Here is a 17745-nt window from a genome sequence, read left to right as displayed (position 1 = left end):
CCGCAAGTTGCGTGTGATCTGGGGGCCGAACTTGGCGATCCAACGACGAACTGTCTCGTATGATACGTCGATTCCACGCTCAAGCAGCATTTCCTCAACTTCACGCAGACTAAGGTTGAACCGCAGATAAAGCCACACCGCATGAGCAATAATCTGTGGCGGAAAACGGTGACGCTTGAAGATGATAACTGATGTCTGCATCGCCAAAAATTACGCCCAAACCGTCAGGCAGGCAACTGTAGCCCAGTTAACGTGACAACACCCCGCGGAACGGTGCCATACTCGGCGATCTGGTCCCGGTCGCGTTTCTTGTACCAATATGCAGGATATTTGGTGCGCAGCGCCTCGCGGCTCTCGGAAGAGACAATGTCGATAAACATCTGCCGGTTGGCCTGGGTTGGCCAAACCTTGTACACTTCGATCTCGGGATCCTCCATCAAATGGGGATCGCTGTTCATGATGTAGCGCCGGATGTTGCCCTCGGCGCTTTCGTGCCCGATGGTCTGGGCGTAGTGGCGCGACGCCGTCAAGAACAGCTGAAATGTCGTCAGTCGTTGTTGGCCATCGACAACCTGAAATGATGGCACCTGCCGAACTGATGGCTTGGCCCGACTTTCCAGAACCACGGCGCCCATAAAATGTGAGAATCTGCGATCGCGCCCGGCGAGACGTTCAATGGCCTTGGTCCGGATGTCCTGCCAAAACGGTTCCCATTGCTTTGATTTGTCCCAGACGTAATGGCGCTGATAGATAGGCACGCAGTATCTGTTTCGATTTTGGAGAAGAGTCCCGATTTCGACCGGTCCAGCCTTCATTTGATTATTCCCCCAATATGTTTGATGTCATTACCCGAATTTAGATCTTTTGTGAGCCCTAAACGGCGCGCGCAAATACAGTTTATCGGACGACCAAGTAAGAAAAGTCCAGGCCGGAAGAGTAAAGATCACCAATATCCGAGTGGTTTTTCCCAATCTGGCTTCCTGAGGTCTGACCTCGCTACAAAATCAACAATTGCGTGGCCAGCCTTGAGAAAATTGCTCGTTCGCCCATGCGCGAATGGCGCGGACTCGCCGATATCGATGTCTCTATTTATGCGAGCCCCCTCACGGATACATTTATCGTCGTCAGGGCCGTGACGAGGTCAGCGTGCCGCGCAAGGCTTACCGCCGCAGTTGATTGCAATTTGGGTTTGACGGCGCGATCATAAACGGCGAGACACTCAGCCGACGTCAGGCGGGATGAATAGAGCACGCCATCGACTGCGAAGTGGTCATATAGGGCCTTGCTGAGACGGCGACCGACGGTCTGGCCCTTGGCCCGGGCGGCAGTGGTCGTTATGCCAAGCTTGAGCAGGCCCGTCGTGCGCAGGTCTACGACCGTGAGCGGCGCTCTGGCCGACACTTCCAACACGACCAAGTCTTCGACTTCGGTAATGTCGAGAACGCGCTTGGCTTTCCCTTCGAACCGGTCGCGGACGACGGTCTCAGCGATCGCTGTGGCCAAATTACCGGCGAGATAGATCAACTGGAAGGAATTGTCGGAGGCCGCGAAGCGCGTCTGGCCGAACCCCATGCCGAGCGGCGTCGCAGCATGGGCCTTGGGCCAGAACGGAAGCGCCAGGTCCGCGACAACTTTTGGATCGAGTTTCCCGATCAGGCGAAATCAGGTTCTGCTGCATCGAGAACTTCGGATACATGCCCCTGCTTGAGCCGGTCGAGCGGTGTTACCCCTATGCTGGATTTGGGCTGAACCAGCCATTGCCAGGCAACACGGGGATTGCCGGAATTGATTGCAGGCAAAGCTCAGATCTACGACGGCGTCACATTCGATTTGAAGCAGGGCGACGGGGGCGTCATCGCACAGCAACCTGGATACGCCTGGAGGCGGTCGATGCCTGCGAACTTCGGCAGAAGGCTCAACTTGGAGATGTGGACTGGCCATGCGGCGCAGTGGCAACCTGGTGGCTCGCATCTCGCACCTTGCTCAAGGAGGTCGAGTGCCGGCCGACGCGTGTGCTCTCAGGGGAGGGTATCGCGCGCAGTGCTACGTCGATGGAAGGGACATAGCAGCTTCTGGTCTCGGGCAGGAGATGTATGTCCTGGCTGTACCAGAGCAGGAGTATCCGCCACCCGGGCATGCCGAGATCGAGGTGAAGCGAAGGTCGCGAGCGCAGGGCTGCGGGCGAGTGAGTTCATGAAACCTGCCGAGTGGCGCCGCGCCTATGGCACGTATATTGCACCAAAACGATGGTGAGTCTGTCCTCCACATGGACATGATCGCGCCCGGGTTACGCGAAGTCGACGAGTACCGCGTCGACAAAGGGCCTGGATACCAGTTAGCCGCGGCTAACTTCTCTCGGGAATGCGGTGACCTGCGGACGTTAAAGTCTTGTTAACCTTTATTTTGTTGCAGAATAGAAAGAATCGGGCATAGTTCGCCCACCTGCGGAGTTTTTCGCAATCTCGCAAATTTTCCGCAACTGCCGCAGGAATGGAAGAACTTCATGGAGACCACTGCTAAAGCGCCAGCGTCAGCCAACGTGACCGATGAACTCAAAACCCTCATTCAGCGTCACTCAGCGGCGCTGTCCTCCGAGTTGCAAGCGCACCATGCTAACACATTTCAGCCAGACTCGGAAAAGGGCATTCGTAATTTTTCGCCGGCCGAGACCGCAAAGCTGATCGGAATCACTGAAGGCTACCTCCGACAAGTCGCTAGCGAAATGCCTCACATTAGTAACATCTCGGCGGGAGGGCGCCGTACATATTCGGTCGACGCGATCCATGAGATTCGGAAGTCGCTGGACAGCGGGGCGCGGGGAAGTAAGCGGTATTTGCCGTGGCGCTCCGGGTCTGAGCAGCTCCAGGTCATCACAGTCATGAACTTCAAGGGGGGATCGGGAAAGACGACGACGACGGCCCACCTCGCTCAGTATCTTGCACTTCGCGGCTACCGCGTCCTCGCTATCGACTTGGACCCGCAAGCCAGCCTCTCCGCGCTGTTCGGACATCAGCCCGAACTCGATGTCGGGTCCAACGAAACGCTGTACGGAGCGATTCGGTACGGCGACGAGAGACGTCCGATCGCCGAGATTGTCAGAGCAACCTACATCCCAGATCTCCATCTGGTGCCTGGAAATCTCGAGCTGATGGAGTTTGAGCACGATACGCCAAGGGCCCTCATGACTCGCGCGCCGGGCGACACTCTGTTCTTTGCGCGCATTGGGCAGGCGCTTTCTCAAGTCCAAAAGCTGTACGATGTCGTGGTAATCGATTGCCCGCCGCAACTAGGTTTTTTGACGATGTCAGCGCTTACCGCCGCGACGTCGGTTCTGATCACCATTCATCCGCAGATGCTGGACGTAATGTCGATGAGCCAGTTCCTGGCGATGACGGGAGATCTTCTTGAAGAAATCAGTAGGGCAGGTGCGTCGTCGCAATATCTCTGGATGAAGTACCTGGTGACTCGCTTTGAGCCGAGCGATGGCCCGCAAAACCAAATGGTCGCCTTTTTGCGCTCGATTTTTGGTGATCACGTCCTCAATCACCCGATGCTCAAGAGCACCGCGATTTCGGACGCCGGTCTTACCAACCAAACCATTTTCGAGGTGGAGAGAAGTCAGTTTACGCGGTCGACCTACGACAGAGCGTTGGAGTCTGTTGAAAGTGTCAACGCTGAGATCGAGGCGCTTATCAAGAAAGCATGGGGTAGAGCCGCATGAGTCGGAAGCAGATCTTTGGTAACCTGTCGCAAAAGCCGACAGATCAAACCGGCGATACCGTGCCTGCAGTCTCGCAGGAAGACCAGGGCCCACGCCGGCCGTCACGGCTGCGACCTCTTCTTGGTTCGCCTGATTTGACCGATCCGAGCGACGCTACACCAGTTGGCGCCCTTGGTCAGTCGCTCGGTGAACTCAGTGAGCGTTCGAAACGAGCGGACGATATTGAGAGGAAGCTCCTGTCGGGGCAGATTATAGTCGAACTCGACGTAGCCGACGTAGAGCCCTCGTTTATCCCAGACCGAATGTTGTCCGATGATGAAGCTTTTCGCGGTTTCGTGGACTCGATCAGAAATGAGGGACAACAGGTTCCTATCTTGGTTCGACCTCACCCCGACGATGCTGCAAGATATCAAGTTGCATTTGGACATCGCCGACTGCGAGCTGCGATCGCACTGGAGCGGCCGGTAAAGGCCGTCGTTAGGCCAATGAGCGACCAAGAACTGGTCATTGCTCAAGGGCAGGAGAACAACGAGCGGCAGGACCTCTCCTACATCGAGAAAGTTCGCTTCGCACAACGCCTCGAAAAGCAGTTTCCGCGTGACGTGATTATGTCAGCCTTGGCGATCTATAAGAGTGATCTTTCAAACATGCTGGCTGTCGCGGCGAAGATTCCCGAGGACTTGATCGATGCCATCGGCCCCGCACACGGCGTAGGCCGTCGCAATTGGATGGCATTGGCAGACATGCTGGCGTCAGACAAACAGCGCGCGAAGCAAGCGCTGAACGCGGCCAATTGTCCTGGGTTCGAGCTGCTTCAGTCGAAGGAGCGCTTCGAGGTAGTTGCGAAGGCTCTCAAGGACGGTGCGCTCGCTCCGAAGGACGAAGTGCCTGTCACTCACCAGGGCAACGAAGTGGGTAGAATTTCTCAGACGAGGCAGAAAGTGACGCTCAGCGTCGATCGGAAGGCGTCCCCCGAATTTGCCGAATTCGTCTTGAACGAGGTCCCACGACTCTATGCGGAATATCGCAAGAGCGTCGGATAGTGGCGAACTGACACTAAGCAGGAGATCGAAACGAAGCAAAAGAAAAAGGCCCCCAAAACATCGTTCGGAAGCCCTTCTCCAAGTTAGCACCCAGAGAATCGCACTTCCGCGAATCGCAGTCAAGAGTCCGCGACGGAAAACGTCGTTTCGGTGAGTCAATTTCTTTTGCCTAGCGATAGGTGAAGGACAATGCAGACACAGATTTCAACGACACCCTTTGGGCGGCGACCGATGACGCTTGGCATGTTGTCAAGTCAGATGGCCGCAAAGGTGATGCCCGAGGAGGCAGCCGTTCACAAGTGGCACGTCTTCCAGCATATCAAGGAAGCACGCCTGCCTCTTGGAGCGACGGATAGGGCGCTGGCAATCCTGCACGCGCTGCTTTCGTTTCACCCGGAGACCACCCTCCGGGGTGATGGAGAGTTGATCGTCTGGCCCTCGAATGAACAGCTGATGGCGCGCGCCAATGGGATGCCCGCGACAACACTGCGCCGGCACCTCGGCGTGCTAGTGGATTGCGGTATCATCATTCGCAGGGACAGCCCGAACGGTAAGCGCTTTGCCCGTAAGGGGCGAGGTGGTGAGATCGAGCAAGCGTATGGCTTCGATCTGTCGCCGATCGTCGCGCGGGCGGAGGAATACAAATCCGTGGCAGAGGCCGTACAGACCGAGAAGAAGGCATTCCGTGTCGTCAAGGAGCGATTGACCCTTCTGCGTCGCGACATCGTCAAGATGATCGAGACCGGCATTGAGGAGGGCGTTCCAGCCAACTGGGGCAGGGTGCACCTGAACTATCAGGGCATTGTCAGTCGGATCCCGCGGACGGCACCACGTCAGGTCCTCGAAGCAATCTCGGGGGACCTTGAGAGCCTGTGGCACGAGATCCGTGAAGCATTGGAAGCATTCACTAAAACACAGAATATGGACGCCAATGAGTCCCATTCCGGATGTCACATACAGAATTCAAAACCAGACTCTATATCTGAATCTGAACAGGGCTTTCGAAATAAGAATGAAGCGGGCGGCAGCGGCGCGGAAACTGACAATGTACGGAGTTTGCCGAGACGGGAGTTGCCATTGGGGATCGTGCTGGATGCCTGCCCAAATCTGTTGTGGTTGATGAAGGACGGTCAAATCCGGCACTGGCGCGACTTGCTGGCCGCAGCGGAATTGGCCCGGCCGCAGCTCGGGATCAGCCCAAGCGCCTGGAGCGAGGCCCGCGAAATACTGGGCGAGCAGCAAGCCGCAATCACGCTGGCGGGGATATATCAGCGATCCGACCAGATCAACAACGCTGGCGGCTATCTCCGTAGCCTGACCGAGCGGGCCAGGGATGGCAAATTTTCCGCCTGGCCGATGATCATGGCCCTTTTGCGGGCAAAACTCGATGCCTCGAAGCAAGCGCAGGGCGTTATAAAGCCAGAAAGCTTTGCACGAGAAGCGGGCGAGGGCGGTTTACTGGTTAGCAAGACGTTGGGGGCAAGCCTTTGTAGATCCGATGCGTAAGCACGTGCTGGCGGCTCCGTCGATAGTCATGTCGCACCATGCAGCCGCCTAGAATGGATGAAAATGGGTGGACAAACGGAGCCGCACTCACCATAGTGAATGGGTGGAAATGGATGGATCAATAGAATGGCGCTGAAAGCTTCGACGCTTCACATTACGCCCGAGATACTGTCGCTGATCGCGGAGATCGACGAATTCAAGGGTGCGTGGCGGGCAATCGGACGGATCGCGCCGGAGCGTTTGTCCAGCCTGAGACGGGTGGCCACGATCGAAAGCATCGGTTCCTCGACCCGCATCGAGGGTGCGCGGCTTAGCGACAGGGAAGTAGAAAACCTGCTGGCGAATATCCGGATCGGCACGTTCGCAACGCGTGACGAGCAGGAGGTTGCTGGTTACGCCGACGTCATGGAGTCGATCTTCGGCGCCTACGATGCAATTCCCCTGAAAGAGAGCCACATTCAGCAGCTTCATCGCGATCTGCTGGCCTATTCCGGTAAGGATGAGCGCCATCGTGGCTCATACAAGGTTCTGGCCAATCATGTCGAAGCCTTTGATGAAGAAGGCAAAAGCCTGGGAGTGGTGTTCGAAACCGCGACGCCGTTCGACACGCCACAGCGCATGGCTGAGTTGGTCGCCTGGGTCGCGGCGGAGGAGGAGAATGCTATGCTCCACCCTTTGCTGGTCATTGCGATCTTCGTTGTGGTGTTTCTCGAGATCCATCCCTTTCAGGATGGGAACGGTCGCTTATCACGGGTCCTGACCACGCTTCTCTTGTTGCGGGCCGGTTACGCTTATGTCCCGTACAGCTCTCTGGAAAGCGTCATCGAGCAGAGCAAGGACAGCTACTATTTGGCCTTGCGGCGCACCCAACGGACAATCCGCTCCGATACGCCCGACTGGAATCCGTGGCTGGAGTTCTTTTTGCGGGCGATGCAGCGGCAGAAGGGCCGGCTCGAGAAGAAGATGGAGCGCGAGCGGGTGATGGTTGCCGCGCTTCCCGAACTATCCGTTCTGATCCTCGAACTGGTTCGCGAACACGGCAGGGTGACGATTTCCGAGATTGTGAGAGTGAGCGGGATCAGCCGCAACACGGTCAAGGATCATCTCAAGTCGCTTGCCGAGCAAGGCCATCTGCAATTGCATGGTGCTGGCCGGGGTGCCTGGTACGGCCTTCCCTGACAGGAAAGCGTCATTTTGTGGATCTGGCTTAGCGGCGGGTCAAGCCGCTAAGCTGACCAGGAGTCCAGAACGTCTCGCGCGATCCAGCAGGTTCTTGACCGATGATGGAGCCCATTTGGTTCCGCCGCGTGGTGTGCGCTCATGCAAACGCTCAAGTTGGCTAGCGATTTCGCGCAATGTCAGTCTGGGATTGGATGCATGGATGCCAGCCACCAGCGTCATCAGGCGATCTTCCGGAAGCCGGGGAGGGGATTTGCGAAGCAGTGCCGCATCGGTCATGCCTTCGGAGATCATCCATTTGACCGCCCGGCGTAGACGCTCTGGCGTCCAGTCGAACCCGCGCTGTTTTAGGACACGGGCAATGTCGTCCCAGGTATGGTCGGGTCGCATCCGCTTTACAGTCGGAAGCCATTGATTGGCCGTGGCCTGAATGCGTGTTCCGTACGCTGCCTTCTGCGCGGCCGTCATCTTGGCAAGCGCCTCTGGTCGGCGCTCGCGAATACCGGGGTTTCCTGGCAGTCGACCTTTTGCCTTCGCAGCTTTTATGCCGGCTTTGGTGCGTTCGGAGATCAGTGAGCGTTCCAACTGGGCCACGGCGCCCAGGACCTGAAGCGAAAACATGCCCTGCGGCGTGGTGGTATCGATCGGGTCTCGCAGGGACCGAAAATGGACGCCTTTTTCCGTCAGGCCTTCGATCACCTCGAGGAGATGGCTCACCGAGCGCGCCAGGCGGTCAATCCGGACAACGACAAGGGTGTCACCGGCACTGATGTCGTGCAGAAGCTTCGATAGGGCAGGGCGCGCGCGTGATGCGCCGGAACCATGCTCCTGGACGATCGCATCGCAGCCGGCCGAGCGCAGCTCCATCTCCTGCGCTTCTGTCGCCTGTCCGTCCGTGGACACGCGAGCATAGCCGATCAGCCGGCCCTGTGGCCGACGGGAACCTCGATTTTGTGTGTCTGCGGCCATTTGGTGCGCCTCCGCGTCGCCCATCGTCCAGTTTTCCAAATACAGAAAATACGGATAAAGGATCGTTTGTAAACGTCTCTAGGCGCTTTTCCTGTCGGGTGGCTGGCGAAAACCCCTGCGAAATCAGCAGTTTTTGGCTGCGGGGTCTTAGCGCTGGCCACGGTGTTCAATCGTGGAGGTCGAACACCTCTCTACAGTACGCGCGCGAGAGAAAGATACATGTGTGACGGAACTGAAAGCCGTGATAGGTTCCGTATGAGAAATAAAAGAACGTATTCACAATGGCTTATGAAATCGACGATTTGCCCCTCCAGAGCCTGCTTCCAGCCCTGGCGAAGGCGGAGGACCAACTCGCCCGGCTGGACGAAACTGTACGGCGGAGCCGGGTAGGGGAGGGATTCATTGAACGCGGTCATTTCTTCGACGCGGCAGCCAGCATGTGGGTCTCCGGTGAACTAGTGCACGTCGAAGACCTTGTGCTCCACGACGCACACATGGATGTTCGCGTGCCCACCCATGGGCTGACGCTCGGGTTCTGTCGCAAAGTTTTTGGAAGGATATAAGCGGCCTTACTTCTGAACGCAGTTATGCTGCGAGCTCCGCAAAGACCTGAAATGGCGAGCGGTTGTCGTTTGCAAACTGGTTTTTACGGATCATGTGGGTTACTTCGATGCCCGCGATGGTGGCTGAGGCGGAATGGAATGCTTTGAAGCCCATCATTTGTTTGGTGATCCGTTTGATAAAGCGGTGGTCCTGCTCAAGGATATTATTGAGATATTTGATCTGCCGGATTTCAATTATGTCGCCCGTTCCAGTGAATTTCAGGATGGTGTTGACGGCTTGCAGCCCGGCCAGATTGGCTCCGCTCTTGTCAATAACTACTTTCTCAGGAACGTCGTTGGTGGCAATGGCCTTCTTAAAGAACCTGCGCGCCGCAGCCAGATCCCGGCGCTCAGACAGCATGAAATCAAGCGTTTGGCCATCGCGATCAACGGCTCGGTATAGGTAAGTCCATTTGCCCTTAACCTTGATGTAGGTTTCGTCCACACGCCACGAACTGGCTGTGGGCCGTTTGCGCATCTGAGCCTGAGCGGCAATCTGCGGTGAGTACCGAACAACCCATCGGTTCAACGTTGCATGATCGACAGATATACCGCGCCCAGCCAGAATCTCCTGAAGGTCGCGATAAGAAACCGGATAGCGCACGTAAAAGAAAACAGCGTGCAGGATGACACTTTTGGGAAACTGCGCCCCTTTGAAAACGACCATTATCCGGCTCCGCTCATTATCAACCGAACCTACCAGACTTCAATAAAATCAGTCAAACTCAAAAACTTTGCGACACAACCGCTGCCAGCGATATTTCCAACGCCATCCGCGCACAAAATGTGCAGGCTGCTGCTGGTATCATCGGTGCTTCACCAACGCCCGCCGGTGTAAATTTACAGCTCAATGTGAACGCTCAGGGGCGGTTGCACACACCGGAAGAATTCGGCGAAATTATTGTTAAAACCGGCGCAGCCGGTGAGGTGACCCGCCTCAAAGACGTGGCGCGTGTTGAGATGGGTGCAGCGGATTACACATTGCGCTCACTGCTCGACGGCAAGCCGGCAGTTGCGATTGCGGTGCTTCAGGCACCGGGTTCAAACGCGATTGAGATTGCCGATAATATTCACGCAACAATGGAGCAGTTGCAACTCTCCATGCCTGACGGCGTGAAATATGAGATCGTTTACGACACCACGAAATTCGTACGTGCATCAATCGAAAAGGTTGTCGATACGCTGCTGGAAGCTGTAGCACTTGTTGTGCTTGTGGTGATCCTGTTTCTGCAAACTTGGCGTGCGTCGATCATCCCGTTGCTTGCTGTGCCGGTGTCGATTATCGGTACTTTTGCGGTGATGTATGCTTTCGGATTTTCGATTAACGCGCTAACGCTGTTCGGGCTGGTGCTGGCCATTGGTATCGTGGTCGACGATGCCATTGTGGTGGTTGAAAATGTCGAGCGTAATATCGAAAATGGGCTAGCTCCGCGAGAGGCAACCTATCAGGCGATGAAGGAAGTATCGGGCCCGATTATTGCGATTGCGCTCGTGCTGGTTGCTGTTTTTGTGCCGCTTGCTTTCATCAGCGGACTTTCCGGTCAGTTTTATCGCCAGTTCGCGCTGACGATTGCGATTTCAACCGTCATCTCCGCAATTAACTCACTGACATTATCACCGGCATTGGCAGCGCTTCTGCTGAAAAGCCACGATGCGCCTAAAGACTGGCTGACCCGTGGTATGGATCGCGTTTTTGGCTGGTTCTTCCGCGGCTTTAACCGTGTTTTCGGTGCAGCATCCAACAAATATGCCCGCGGCGTCACCGGTCTTGTTTCGCGTAAATCGCTGGTGATGGGCATTTATCTGGCTTTGATCGGCGCAACTTATGTCGCATTCAATGCCGTACCAGGTGGTTTTGTTCCGGCACAGGATAAGCAATATCTGATCGGTTTTGCTCAGTTACCAGATGGTGCCACGCTTGACCGCACAGAAGATGTGATCAAGAAAATGAGTGATATCGCGATGCAACAGCCGGGCGTAGCACATGCTATTGCTTTCCCCGGTTTGTCGATCAACGGTTTCACCATTGGCTCCAACTCCGGTATCGTATTTGCTATTCTCGATGATTTTGACAAGCGCAAATCACCAGACCTGACCGGTAATGCGATTGCAATGCAGCTCAACCAGAAATATGCAGGCATTCAGGATGCATTTATTGCGATGTTTCCGCCACCGCCGGTTAATGGTCTTGGCTCGACAGGCGGGTTCAAACTACAGATCGAAGATCGGGCAGGGCTTGGCTATCAGGCGCTAGATGATGCAACTAAGGCTTTCTTGAACAAGGCCTATCAAACTCCAGAACTGGCTGGTCTTTTCTCAAGCTTCCAGATCAATGTGCCGCAACTTTATGCCGATCTGGATCGTGTGAAAGCACAGCAGCTTGGTGTTTCAGTGACGGATGTGTTTGAAACATTGCAGATCTATCTCGGCTCGCTTTACGTCAACGACTTCAATGCATTCGGCCGTACATACAGCGTTCGTGTGCAGGCTGATGCGGCGTTTCGTGCCAAGCCTGAAGATATTGGCCAACTGAAGGTGCGCTCACAATCAGGAGAAATGATCCCGCTATCAGTACTCATGAAAGTGGACGGCACAACTGGGCCAGAACGCACAACACGCTATAACGGCTTCTTGGCTGCCGATATTAACGGCGCTCCGGCACCGGGCTTTTCTTCGGGGCAGGCGCAGGCTGCAATTGAAACGATTGCGAAAGAAACTCTGCCTCAGGGCATCAGTTTTGAATGGACAGATCTGACTTACCAGCAAATTCTTGCCGGTAATTCGAGTGTTGTCGTGTTTCCTTTGGCACTGCTGCTGGTGTTCCTCGTTTTGGCTGCTACTTATGAAAGTCTGATGCTACCAATTGCGATTATCATGATTGTACCAATGGGCGTGCTGGCAGCATTAACCGGCGTGTGGCTGACGGGTGGTGATAATAATATCTTCACGCAGATTGGGCTTGTGGTTCTGGTGGGCTTGTCGGCGAAGAACGCAATTTTGATTGTGGAATTTGCCAGAGAGCTGGAGTTTGAAGGCAGAACACCCGTTCAGGCGGCGATTGAAGCCAGTAAAATCCGGTTGCGTCCGATCCTTATGACCTCCATGGCGTTTATCATGGGCGTGGTACCGCTGGTGTTGTCCACTGGTGCCGGTGCGGAAATGCGTACGGCAATGGGGTTCGCGGTTTTCTCCGGTATGATCGGTGTAACGCTGTTCGGCATATTTATGACGCCGGTATTCTACGTGTTGATGCGAAAATTATCGGGCAACCGTCCGCTGATACATCATAAGAAATCGGCTTAAATCAAAACAAATGGCGTGGCTTTTCAGTTTAATAAAAGCCGCGCCATTTTTGTTATTATATTAATTTGGTTGCAGCTTCATTCAGCACATCAAAAGGCAACATGATGGAGCCATGGCGCGTAGGGAAGGCTTGAGCGGCGGAAAATATAGCGAGTTCCTCCCAGAAAACAGGGAAGATAACATTCTCTCCCACTAAAAGATTACCAAGTATCCTTTGCACCTCTCTCAACTCACTAAAAGATACGCCGGGAGCTTTTTCAATGACTATGGCCGCAGATGCCATTCCTAATGTGCAGGCGCGCGCTTTGTAACCTAAGGCGAGGATAGTACCGCTGTCTTGCTTCACATCTAGCGTCAATAAACTACCGCACAGGGGAGTGGTGCGTGTAATCGTAATCTCAGGATCAACAAGCCTGCGGTCATTGCGAACCTTCGCTGCCCAATAACGCACTCTTTCTTGATAGAGTGCCGCTAGATTTTCATCGTTGCTCATTGCACTCCATCATCATGACTATCATCGCGCATCTGGCGTCCTAATACGGCAAGGAAGCGAATGACAAAATGCAATCCGCGACGTGTATCCTCATTACCCGCAGCACGCATTAGGCCTAAAAGGCCAGGCACAGGCAAAGTCGCCGCTTCATTTTGTGCAAAACGTGCCGCATTACCCAGAGCCCATGCGCCACCAACGGTTTCCTCATAGGTCTTCATAAGTTTCTGGATCATTGCATCATCAGACATGTCGACAGCATCTGATGCCAATGACAGCAGATCAACGATATTGTGAAAACGGCGTCCCTGAAGCAGAGGCGCAGCCTTTTCGATAAGATCGGCAAGGCCACGTTCCGTCGCTTCGTCCATCTGTAGTGGCGAATGCGCGGCATGTTTCACAGGTGTTTCTGCAACAGTTTGACTGGATTTAACCATATTATCTTTCCCCACTAAACTATCTGAACGTTATAAACGCTTCAGATGATACCGCGTGCAACAGACCAATAGATGCCACGGTTGAACGCTTTACGAAGGAGGCCTCCAACCTTAGTCGGTGGCGTAGGGTGGACATCCTCGTCATAATTGTACCAAAGCGGCATACCCGCCTCGAGCCCCATCTGAGCTACGGCCTGAACTTTGCCATCATACGCATCGACCGTGCGTCCAATACGGATATCACCCGCAATATTGTTGGCGATGACCGGGCATTGGTTGTGACAAGAGCCACCAGCCTTACTGATTGGCAAGTCTACCGTATCACCCATAATATAGGCGTTGCTAAAGCCTTCCAGTTGTAAAGTCTGGCGATCTGTCGGTAGCCAGCCTTCATTATTGGGAGCTTGCGAAATACCACTTTCAAGAACAGCATCAACGGCCCTGATCGGAGGAGTGCTCAACAGAAGATCAAAATTCTCTTCGCCACCTTCTTCTGATCGCGCCACTTTTCTTTCCGTATCAACGGATTGAAGGGTGAAACCACGTTGATGCTTGATGCCTTTGCTTTCAAATACAGGCGGCAAGACTTCACACACCTCCTTTTGCAGAAAAAGACAGTTTCGCAAAAGCTGAGAAATCGTTGGATATGTGTAGACAATCTCGACTGCATCGCGCACGCCCTTGCGGCGCAGATACTCATCCACCATAAGCGTGGTTTCCATTGGCGCTATACCGCATTGATGGGGCACATTCGGTGTTTTGGGGAAGTTGACGGTAATAAATATTCGCCCTTTTTCAAAGCCACGCAATTTATCTGCAAGCTGACGCGCTGGATCATATTGATAGAAGTGATTACCACTTTCTTTCAAACCGGGAATGCGTTCAGGGGCGGGCAGGCAACCCGTTGAAACAACGATGTAATCGTAGCCGATAGTCTTGCCGCTGGCAGTCTTAACTCTTGAGCCGGCAAAATCGAAGCTAGCAACTTTGTCGATATGAAAGTCGATTTCTGGTCGCAGTAAAGTTCGCTGTTTGCGGCGCAGTTCACCTTCAAAAAACATATCGAATGCGACATACATGAAAGCCGGTTTATAGTAGTGCCAAGGCGAATCTGACAGCATACTGACCTTGATTTGCCCTCGTGATATTTCGGGATAGAGCTTTGACACAATGCTGTTCGCCGTCATTGTGCCACCGATACCACCGCCAACCACCAATATGTGCTTAACCACAGTTCCTCCTTACGCAAACCATGCGCCTCATCGCGGGCGTGCTAAAATTATGGTATCATGCAGTAAAGATGAAATTTGCCGGATGTTTCCATTATGGAAACAAGAATACGAAGTCTTCAAATGAAACAGAAATAGAGTTATGTTCGGGATCATTAATGACAAACAGAGACTTTGCTACGGCTCCATTTGATCAACAACAGATACGGTCAATTATACAAACACAAATCATCGAATGCCTTAACCGTTTCTATGCAATTGAGACGGGGATGTGGGGTGGTCCGCTTGATTGCCTGATCATCCGAACTGTAATCGTAGGAGAAATGCAGCAAAGGCTTTACGATCTTTCTGCCATTGCTATGGTGCTTGATCTTCCAATATCGACAGTGCATCGTAAGACACGAGAACTAGTGAGTGCTGGATATTTGCAGAAAGAACCGCGCGGTCGTTCGACATATTTTCGACCAACCACTTCAACACGCGTGACACTGGATAAATCCTTTGACGATATGATTGCAACGCTACAACGACTTTATCGCTCATGCGCATAGGTTAGTTGTGCCGCTTAACGGGCAACAGTCTGATTATACATCATAAGAAATCGACCTAAAACAAGAACTAAAGGCGTGGCTTTTCACAAACCAAAAACACGCCAAAACAGCAATAAATTGGTCTGGGCAGTGAGAAAACTATAGATTAAATTTTTTTGAAAAGGAGCATTTTATGACGAGAAAAGCTGTAATTCTGAATCGTGATCAATGGGCAGAAAAGCCGGATGTCTGGAAAGGTGAGTTTGAAGGTAACTACTTCGGAGCGAATGTGTCTGTAATATTTTATACCACTGATGAAGTTGGTCGTGGACCTAAACTGCATCAGCATCCATATGATGAAATATTTATCATCCGCCAAGGGCGCGCGCTGTTTACAGTTGGTGAAGAGCAGCTGGAAGTAAGCGCCGGACAGATTGTGTTTGGTCCAGCGAATATACCTCACAAATTTATCAATCTGGGGCCGGAACGGCTTGAAACAACCGATATTCACGTGACGAATACGATTCTTCAAGAAGACTTAGAATAGTCATTTCATACACAGGAGCTGTCAATGCTGGGTAGAGATGCGACACCGGTGGCCAGATAGAAATGCGACACTTCTTGATGAAGGACGCAGCGCCAAGCCCCCGATCTGACCGGCTGGTCAGGGTTGCAAGGGCAGATCGGGGGCGGATAAGGGAACGCCTCTTCGGGCTTTAGCTTTCCTCCGAGATCACCGCCTCAGCGGTGCTCAAATGAGAGCGTTGGATATGGAGCCATTGTTCCGGGAACGGCTGGTAATCCTCAGAATGCTCCGTCTTGTATTCGCCCCACCCTTGATATTTCCAATATCTGGTCATCACATCAAAATGGCTGTGCCCACTCAAAGTCCCGACGCGAATTGCCCCTTCGTTGAGAAGTGATCGAAATCCGTCCCCCATAGGGCCAGCTTGGCAAAGCCCAGGGAGCATTTGGCCATCAGGTTCGGGATCAAGCCATAACTCAAAGATTAGCTCTTCTTTCATGGAGTGAGTATACGAAAAATGTTCGGGCTCTCCAGCATATAATGCCCGCGTTGGTCAACCTCATTTCCCAGCTTCTATTCGCGCCAGCGCCTTCTCACGTCTGGCAATGACCTCCGGATCGTTCATGAAATCGGTCCTGCGTCCCGGCTTGCGCCCACGTTTCTGATAACCATTACCGACGCTGCCATCGCGTATGCCAAACATATGGTTTGTCTGACCTGTTCGGCGCGGGCCGCTCCGTTTCTCTTCGCGTCCAGCTTGCATCTCGGCGACAATTGACAGCATGTCGTCCAGCCGCTTGTTATCGACAACCTCCGCACGATGCACCGAGCGCAACGTGTCGAAGGTTCTGTAGGGCAGGGAAAAGCTCTCGTGCATGATCTCGAGCCGGCCGTCCGGATAATCGCAGACGATCACCTTCTGGCCCGCCAATGGCCTGGAAATCTCGGTCGGGTCGAGAATGAACAGCACCTTGTCGTAGCGCAGCGTCAATGACTGCGAAAGGGTGCGGACTTCCTTGCGGCACATGGCGCCATCAAGGTTCTCATGCTCGGCCAGTGGCCGGTGCATGTCCTTCGGATTGCGTGGTTGCTTGCCGAAGCGAGTGTTGAAATCCATAATGAACTCAGTGGCATAGGCATTGGCGGCCTCGATAGTGTCGATGCCGCGCAGCCGCATCTCCTTGACCAGCCGATCCTGCAGCGTCTGGTTGGCACGTTCCACACGGCCTTTGGCCTGTGGGGTGTTGGCACAGATGATGTCGATGTTGAGCTCGTAAAGCGCCCGGCCGAACTGCGTCAGACCGCTCGTCCGGTCTTTCTTCGACGCATGGAGCGAGCGGAAAACGCCGTGCTTGTCGCTGTAGAAAGCCAGCGGCTTGCCCCATTGCTGCAGATAAGCCTTCGTCGCATGCAGATAGTCGAACGTATTTTCCGATCCGGCAAAGCGAAGATGCAAGAGCTTGCCGGTGGCGTCATCGATGTAGACGAGCAGGGCGCATTTGGGGCCGCGGTTCTCGAACCACCAGTGATGCGAGCCGTCGATCTGCACCAGTTCGCCAAAGCAGTCGCGCCGGCCGCGTGGCTGGAAAACCCGTTTCTTGCGCTCCCGGCGCGAGATCCAGATGCCGGCCTCGGTCATCCATTGCCGCAGCGTCTCCTTGGCAACAGAGATCCGGTGCAGTTCGATCAGCTTCTCGCGCGCCAGCGTCGGACCGAAATCCAGATAGCGTTCGCGGATCAGGTCCAGCGCCGTATTACGGAAATCCTCGCTGTGACGCCGGTTGCTCGGACGCGATCGCTTCTTGGAAACGAGGCCAGCTGGACCATCCCGGTCATAGGCTTGCAGCAGCCTGTGAACCTGACTTCGACTGAGGCCAAGCAGCTCAGCCGCCTGGACAACGCTCAGGCGTAGATCACGGATCTTCTGGACGACTTCGAGGCGATGCAATTCTTTCTGCGACATGGTGATCAAACAGGGCATGACGACTCCAACCGCTCATGGTCTCAACCAGACTGAAGATCGTCATCCTTGCCTCCAACGTTGACATTGACCAGCACCTCAAGAGGCGACACGTCGCATCTCTAACTGGCCCAACTGTCGCATTACTAAATAGCCCTGTGAGGTCAGGCTGAAGCGCGACTTTTCGATTTGAGTTTACGCAAAACGATGTCTGTTTGCGATGAGTTTTTGTCGGAAGACTTCTGCGGGC

At 54.1% G+C, this 17745-nt stretch carries 14 protein-coding genes and 3 pseudogenes; 8 read left to right on the top strand and 9 right to left on the bottom strand.

The window, feature by feature from the left end:
* The 3 genes and pseudogenes from FGI60_RS25475 to FGI60_RS25465 form a co-directional block, all read right to left on the bottom strand.
* Positions 1-201: pseudogene (locus tag FGI60_RS25475) on the bottom strand (IS6 family transposase); the annotation flags it as partial.
* A gap of 23 nt (positions 202-224) precedes the next feature.
* On the bottom strand, positions 225-815 hold the full coding sequence (locus FGI60_RS25470) for a DUF262 domain-containing protein (protein ID WP_138787504.1): 591 nt from the start codon (positions 813-815) through the stop codon (positions 225-227).
* A gap of 274 nt (positions 816-1089) precedes the next feature.
* Positions 1090-1620, bottom strand: coding sequence for an RES family NAD+ phosphorylase (locus tag FGI60_RS25465; protein ID WP_328592679.1), 531 nt, complete (start codon positions 1618-1620; stop codon positions 1090-1092).
* Positions 1621-2503: 883 nt separating this feature from the next.
* Here FGI60_RS25465 and repA point away from each other — a divergent pair.
* From repA to FGI60_RS25440, 4 genes are all read left to right on the top strand, one after another.
* The gene (gene repA, locus FGI60_RS25455; RefSeq protein WP_138787502.1) at positions 2504-3721 is read left to right on the top strand and encodes a plasmid partitioning protein RepA; all 1218 of its coding nucleotides are present in this window, start codon (positions 2504-2506) and stop codon (positions 3719-3721) included.
* Positions 3718-4764 carry a plasmid partitioning protein RepB gene (repB, locus tag FGI60_RS25450; protein ID WP_138787501.1) on the top strand — a complete coding sequence of 349 codons (1047 nt, stop codon included), beginning with the start codon at positions 3718-3720 and terminating at the stop codon, positions 4762-4764. The genes repA and repB overlap by 4 nt, the downstream gene beginning before the upstream one ends.
* Before the next feature lie 189 nt (positions 4765-4953).
* Positions 4954-6270, top strand: coding sequence for a plasmid replication protein RepC (repC, locus tag FGI60_RS25445; protein ID WP_138787500.1), 1317 nt, complete (start codon positions 4954-4956; stop codon positions 6268-6270).
* 126 nt (positions 6271-6396) lie between these two features.
* Complete coding sequence (locus tag FGI60_RS25440) at positions 6397-7449, top strand: Fic family protein (RefSeq protein WP_138787499.1); 1053 nt, start codon at positions 6397-6399, stop codon at positions 7447-7449.
* 39 nt (positions 7450-7488) lie between these two features.
* Here the strand turns inward: FGI60_RS25440 and FGI60_RS25435 are convergent, their stop codons facing one another.
* On the bottom strand, positions 7489-8418 hold the full coding sequence (locus FGI60_RS25435) for a recombinase family protein (RefSeq protein WP_138787498.1): 930 nt from the start codon (positions 8416-8418) through the stop codon (positions 7489-7491).
* Between the two features lie 281 nt (positions 8419-8699).
* Between FGI60_RS25435 and FGI60_RS25430 the strand changes: the two are divergent.
* A pseudogene (locus tag FGI60_RS25430) lies at positions 8700-8948 on the top strand (RHE_PE00001 family protein); the annotation flags it as partial.
* 55 nt (positions 8949-9003) lie between these two features.
* Here FGI60_RS25430 and FGI60_RS25425 read toward each other — a convergent pair.
* Entirely contained in the window at positions 9004-9687 is a 684-nt protein-coding gene (locus FGI60_RS25425) for an IS6 family transposase (protein WP_138787497.1), read from the bottom strand.
* A gap of 80 nt (positions 9688-9767) precedes the next feature.
* On the opposite strand from FGI60_RS25425, the pseudogene FGI60_RS25420 reads away from it, so the two are divergent.
* Positions 9768-12323: pseudogene (locus FGI60_RS25420) on the top strand (efflux RND transporter permease subunit); the annotation flags it as partial.
* A 55-nt stretch (positions 12324-12378) separates the two neighbouring features.
* On the opposite strand, the gene FGI60_RS25415 reads toward FGI60_RS25420, so the two are convergent.
* From FGI60_RS25415 to FGI60_RS25405, 3 genes are read right to left on the bottom strand one after another with little or no spacing between them, the layout of a single operon-like run.
* Positions 12379-12816 (bottom strand): iron-sulfur cluster assembly scaffold protein, encoded by a 438-nt coding sequence (locus FGI60_RS25415; protein ID WP_138787496.1) that lies wholly within the window; start codon positions 12814-12816, stop codon positions 12379-12381.
* The gene (locus FGI60_RS25410) at positions 12813-13250 is read right to left on the bottom strand and encodes a DUF1641 domain-containing protein (protein ID WP_138787495.1); all 438 of its coding nucleotides are present in this window, start codon (positions 13248-13250) and stop codon (positions 12813-12815) included. Before FGI60_RS25410 ends, FGI60_RS25415 begins: the two co-directional genes overlap by 4 nt.
* 41 nt (positions 13251-13291) lie before the next feature.
* Entirely contained in the window at positions 13292-14482 is a 1191-nt protein-coding gene (locus tag FGI60_RS25405; RefSeq protein ID WP_138787494.1) for an NAD(P)/FAD-dependent oxidoreductase, read from the bottom strand.
* Positions 14483-14550: 68 nt separating this feature from the next.
* On the opposite strand from FGI60_RS25405, the gene FGI60_RS25400 reads away from it, so the two are divergent.
* Together FGI60_RS25400 and FGI60_RS25395 are read left to right on the top strand one after the other, a co-directional pair.
* Positions 14551-15030: a helix-turn-helix domain-containing protein gene (locus FGI60_RS25400; protein ID WP_210238473.1), complete on the top strand. Its 480-nt coding sequence runs from the start codon at positions 14551-14553 to the stop codon at positions 15028-15030.
* 172 nt (positions 15031-15202) lie between these two features.
* The gene (locus FGI60_RS25395) at positions 15203-15556 is read left to right on the top strand and encodes a cupin domain-containing protein (RefSeq protein ID WP_138787493.1); all 354 of its coding nucleotides are present in this window, start codon (positions 15203-15205) and stop codon (positions 15554-15556) included.
* Between the two features lie 538 nt (positions 15557-16094).
* Here the strand turns inward: FGI60_RS25395 and FGI60_RS25385 are convergent.
* A complete protein-coding gene (locus tag FGI60_RS25385; RefSeq protein WP_095444439.1) occupies positions 16095-17516 on the bottom strand; it encodes an ISNCY family transposase in 1422 nt (473 codons plus the stop codon).
* Between the last annotated feature and the right edge of the window lie 229 nt (positions 17517-17745).

The sequence above is a fragment of the Brucella haematophila genome, assembly GCF_005938105.1.
Lineage (GTDB): Bacteria > Pseudomonadota > Alphaproteobacteria > Rhizobiales > Rhizobiaceae > Brucella > Brucella haematophila.
Note: the sequence above shows the minus strand (reverse complement) of the source record. Positions and strands in the feature narration are given on the sequence as shown.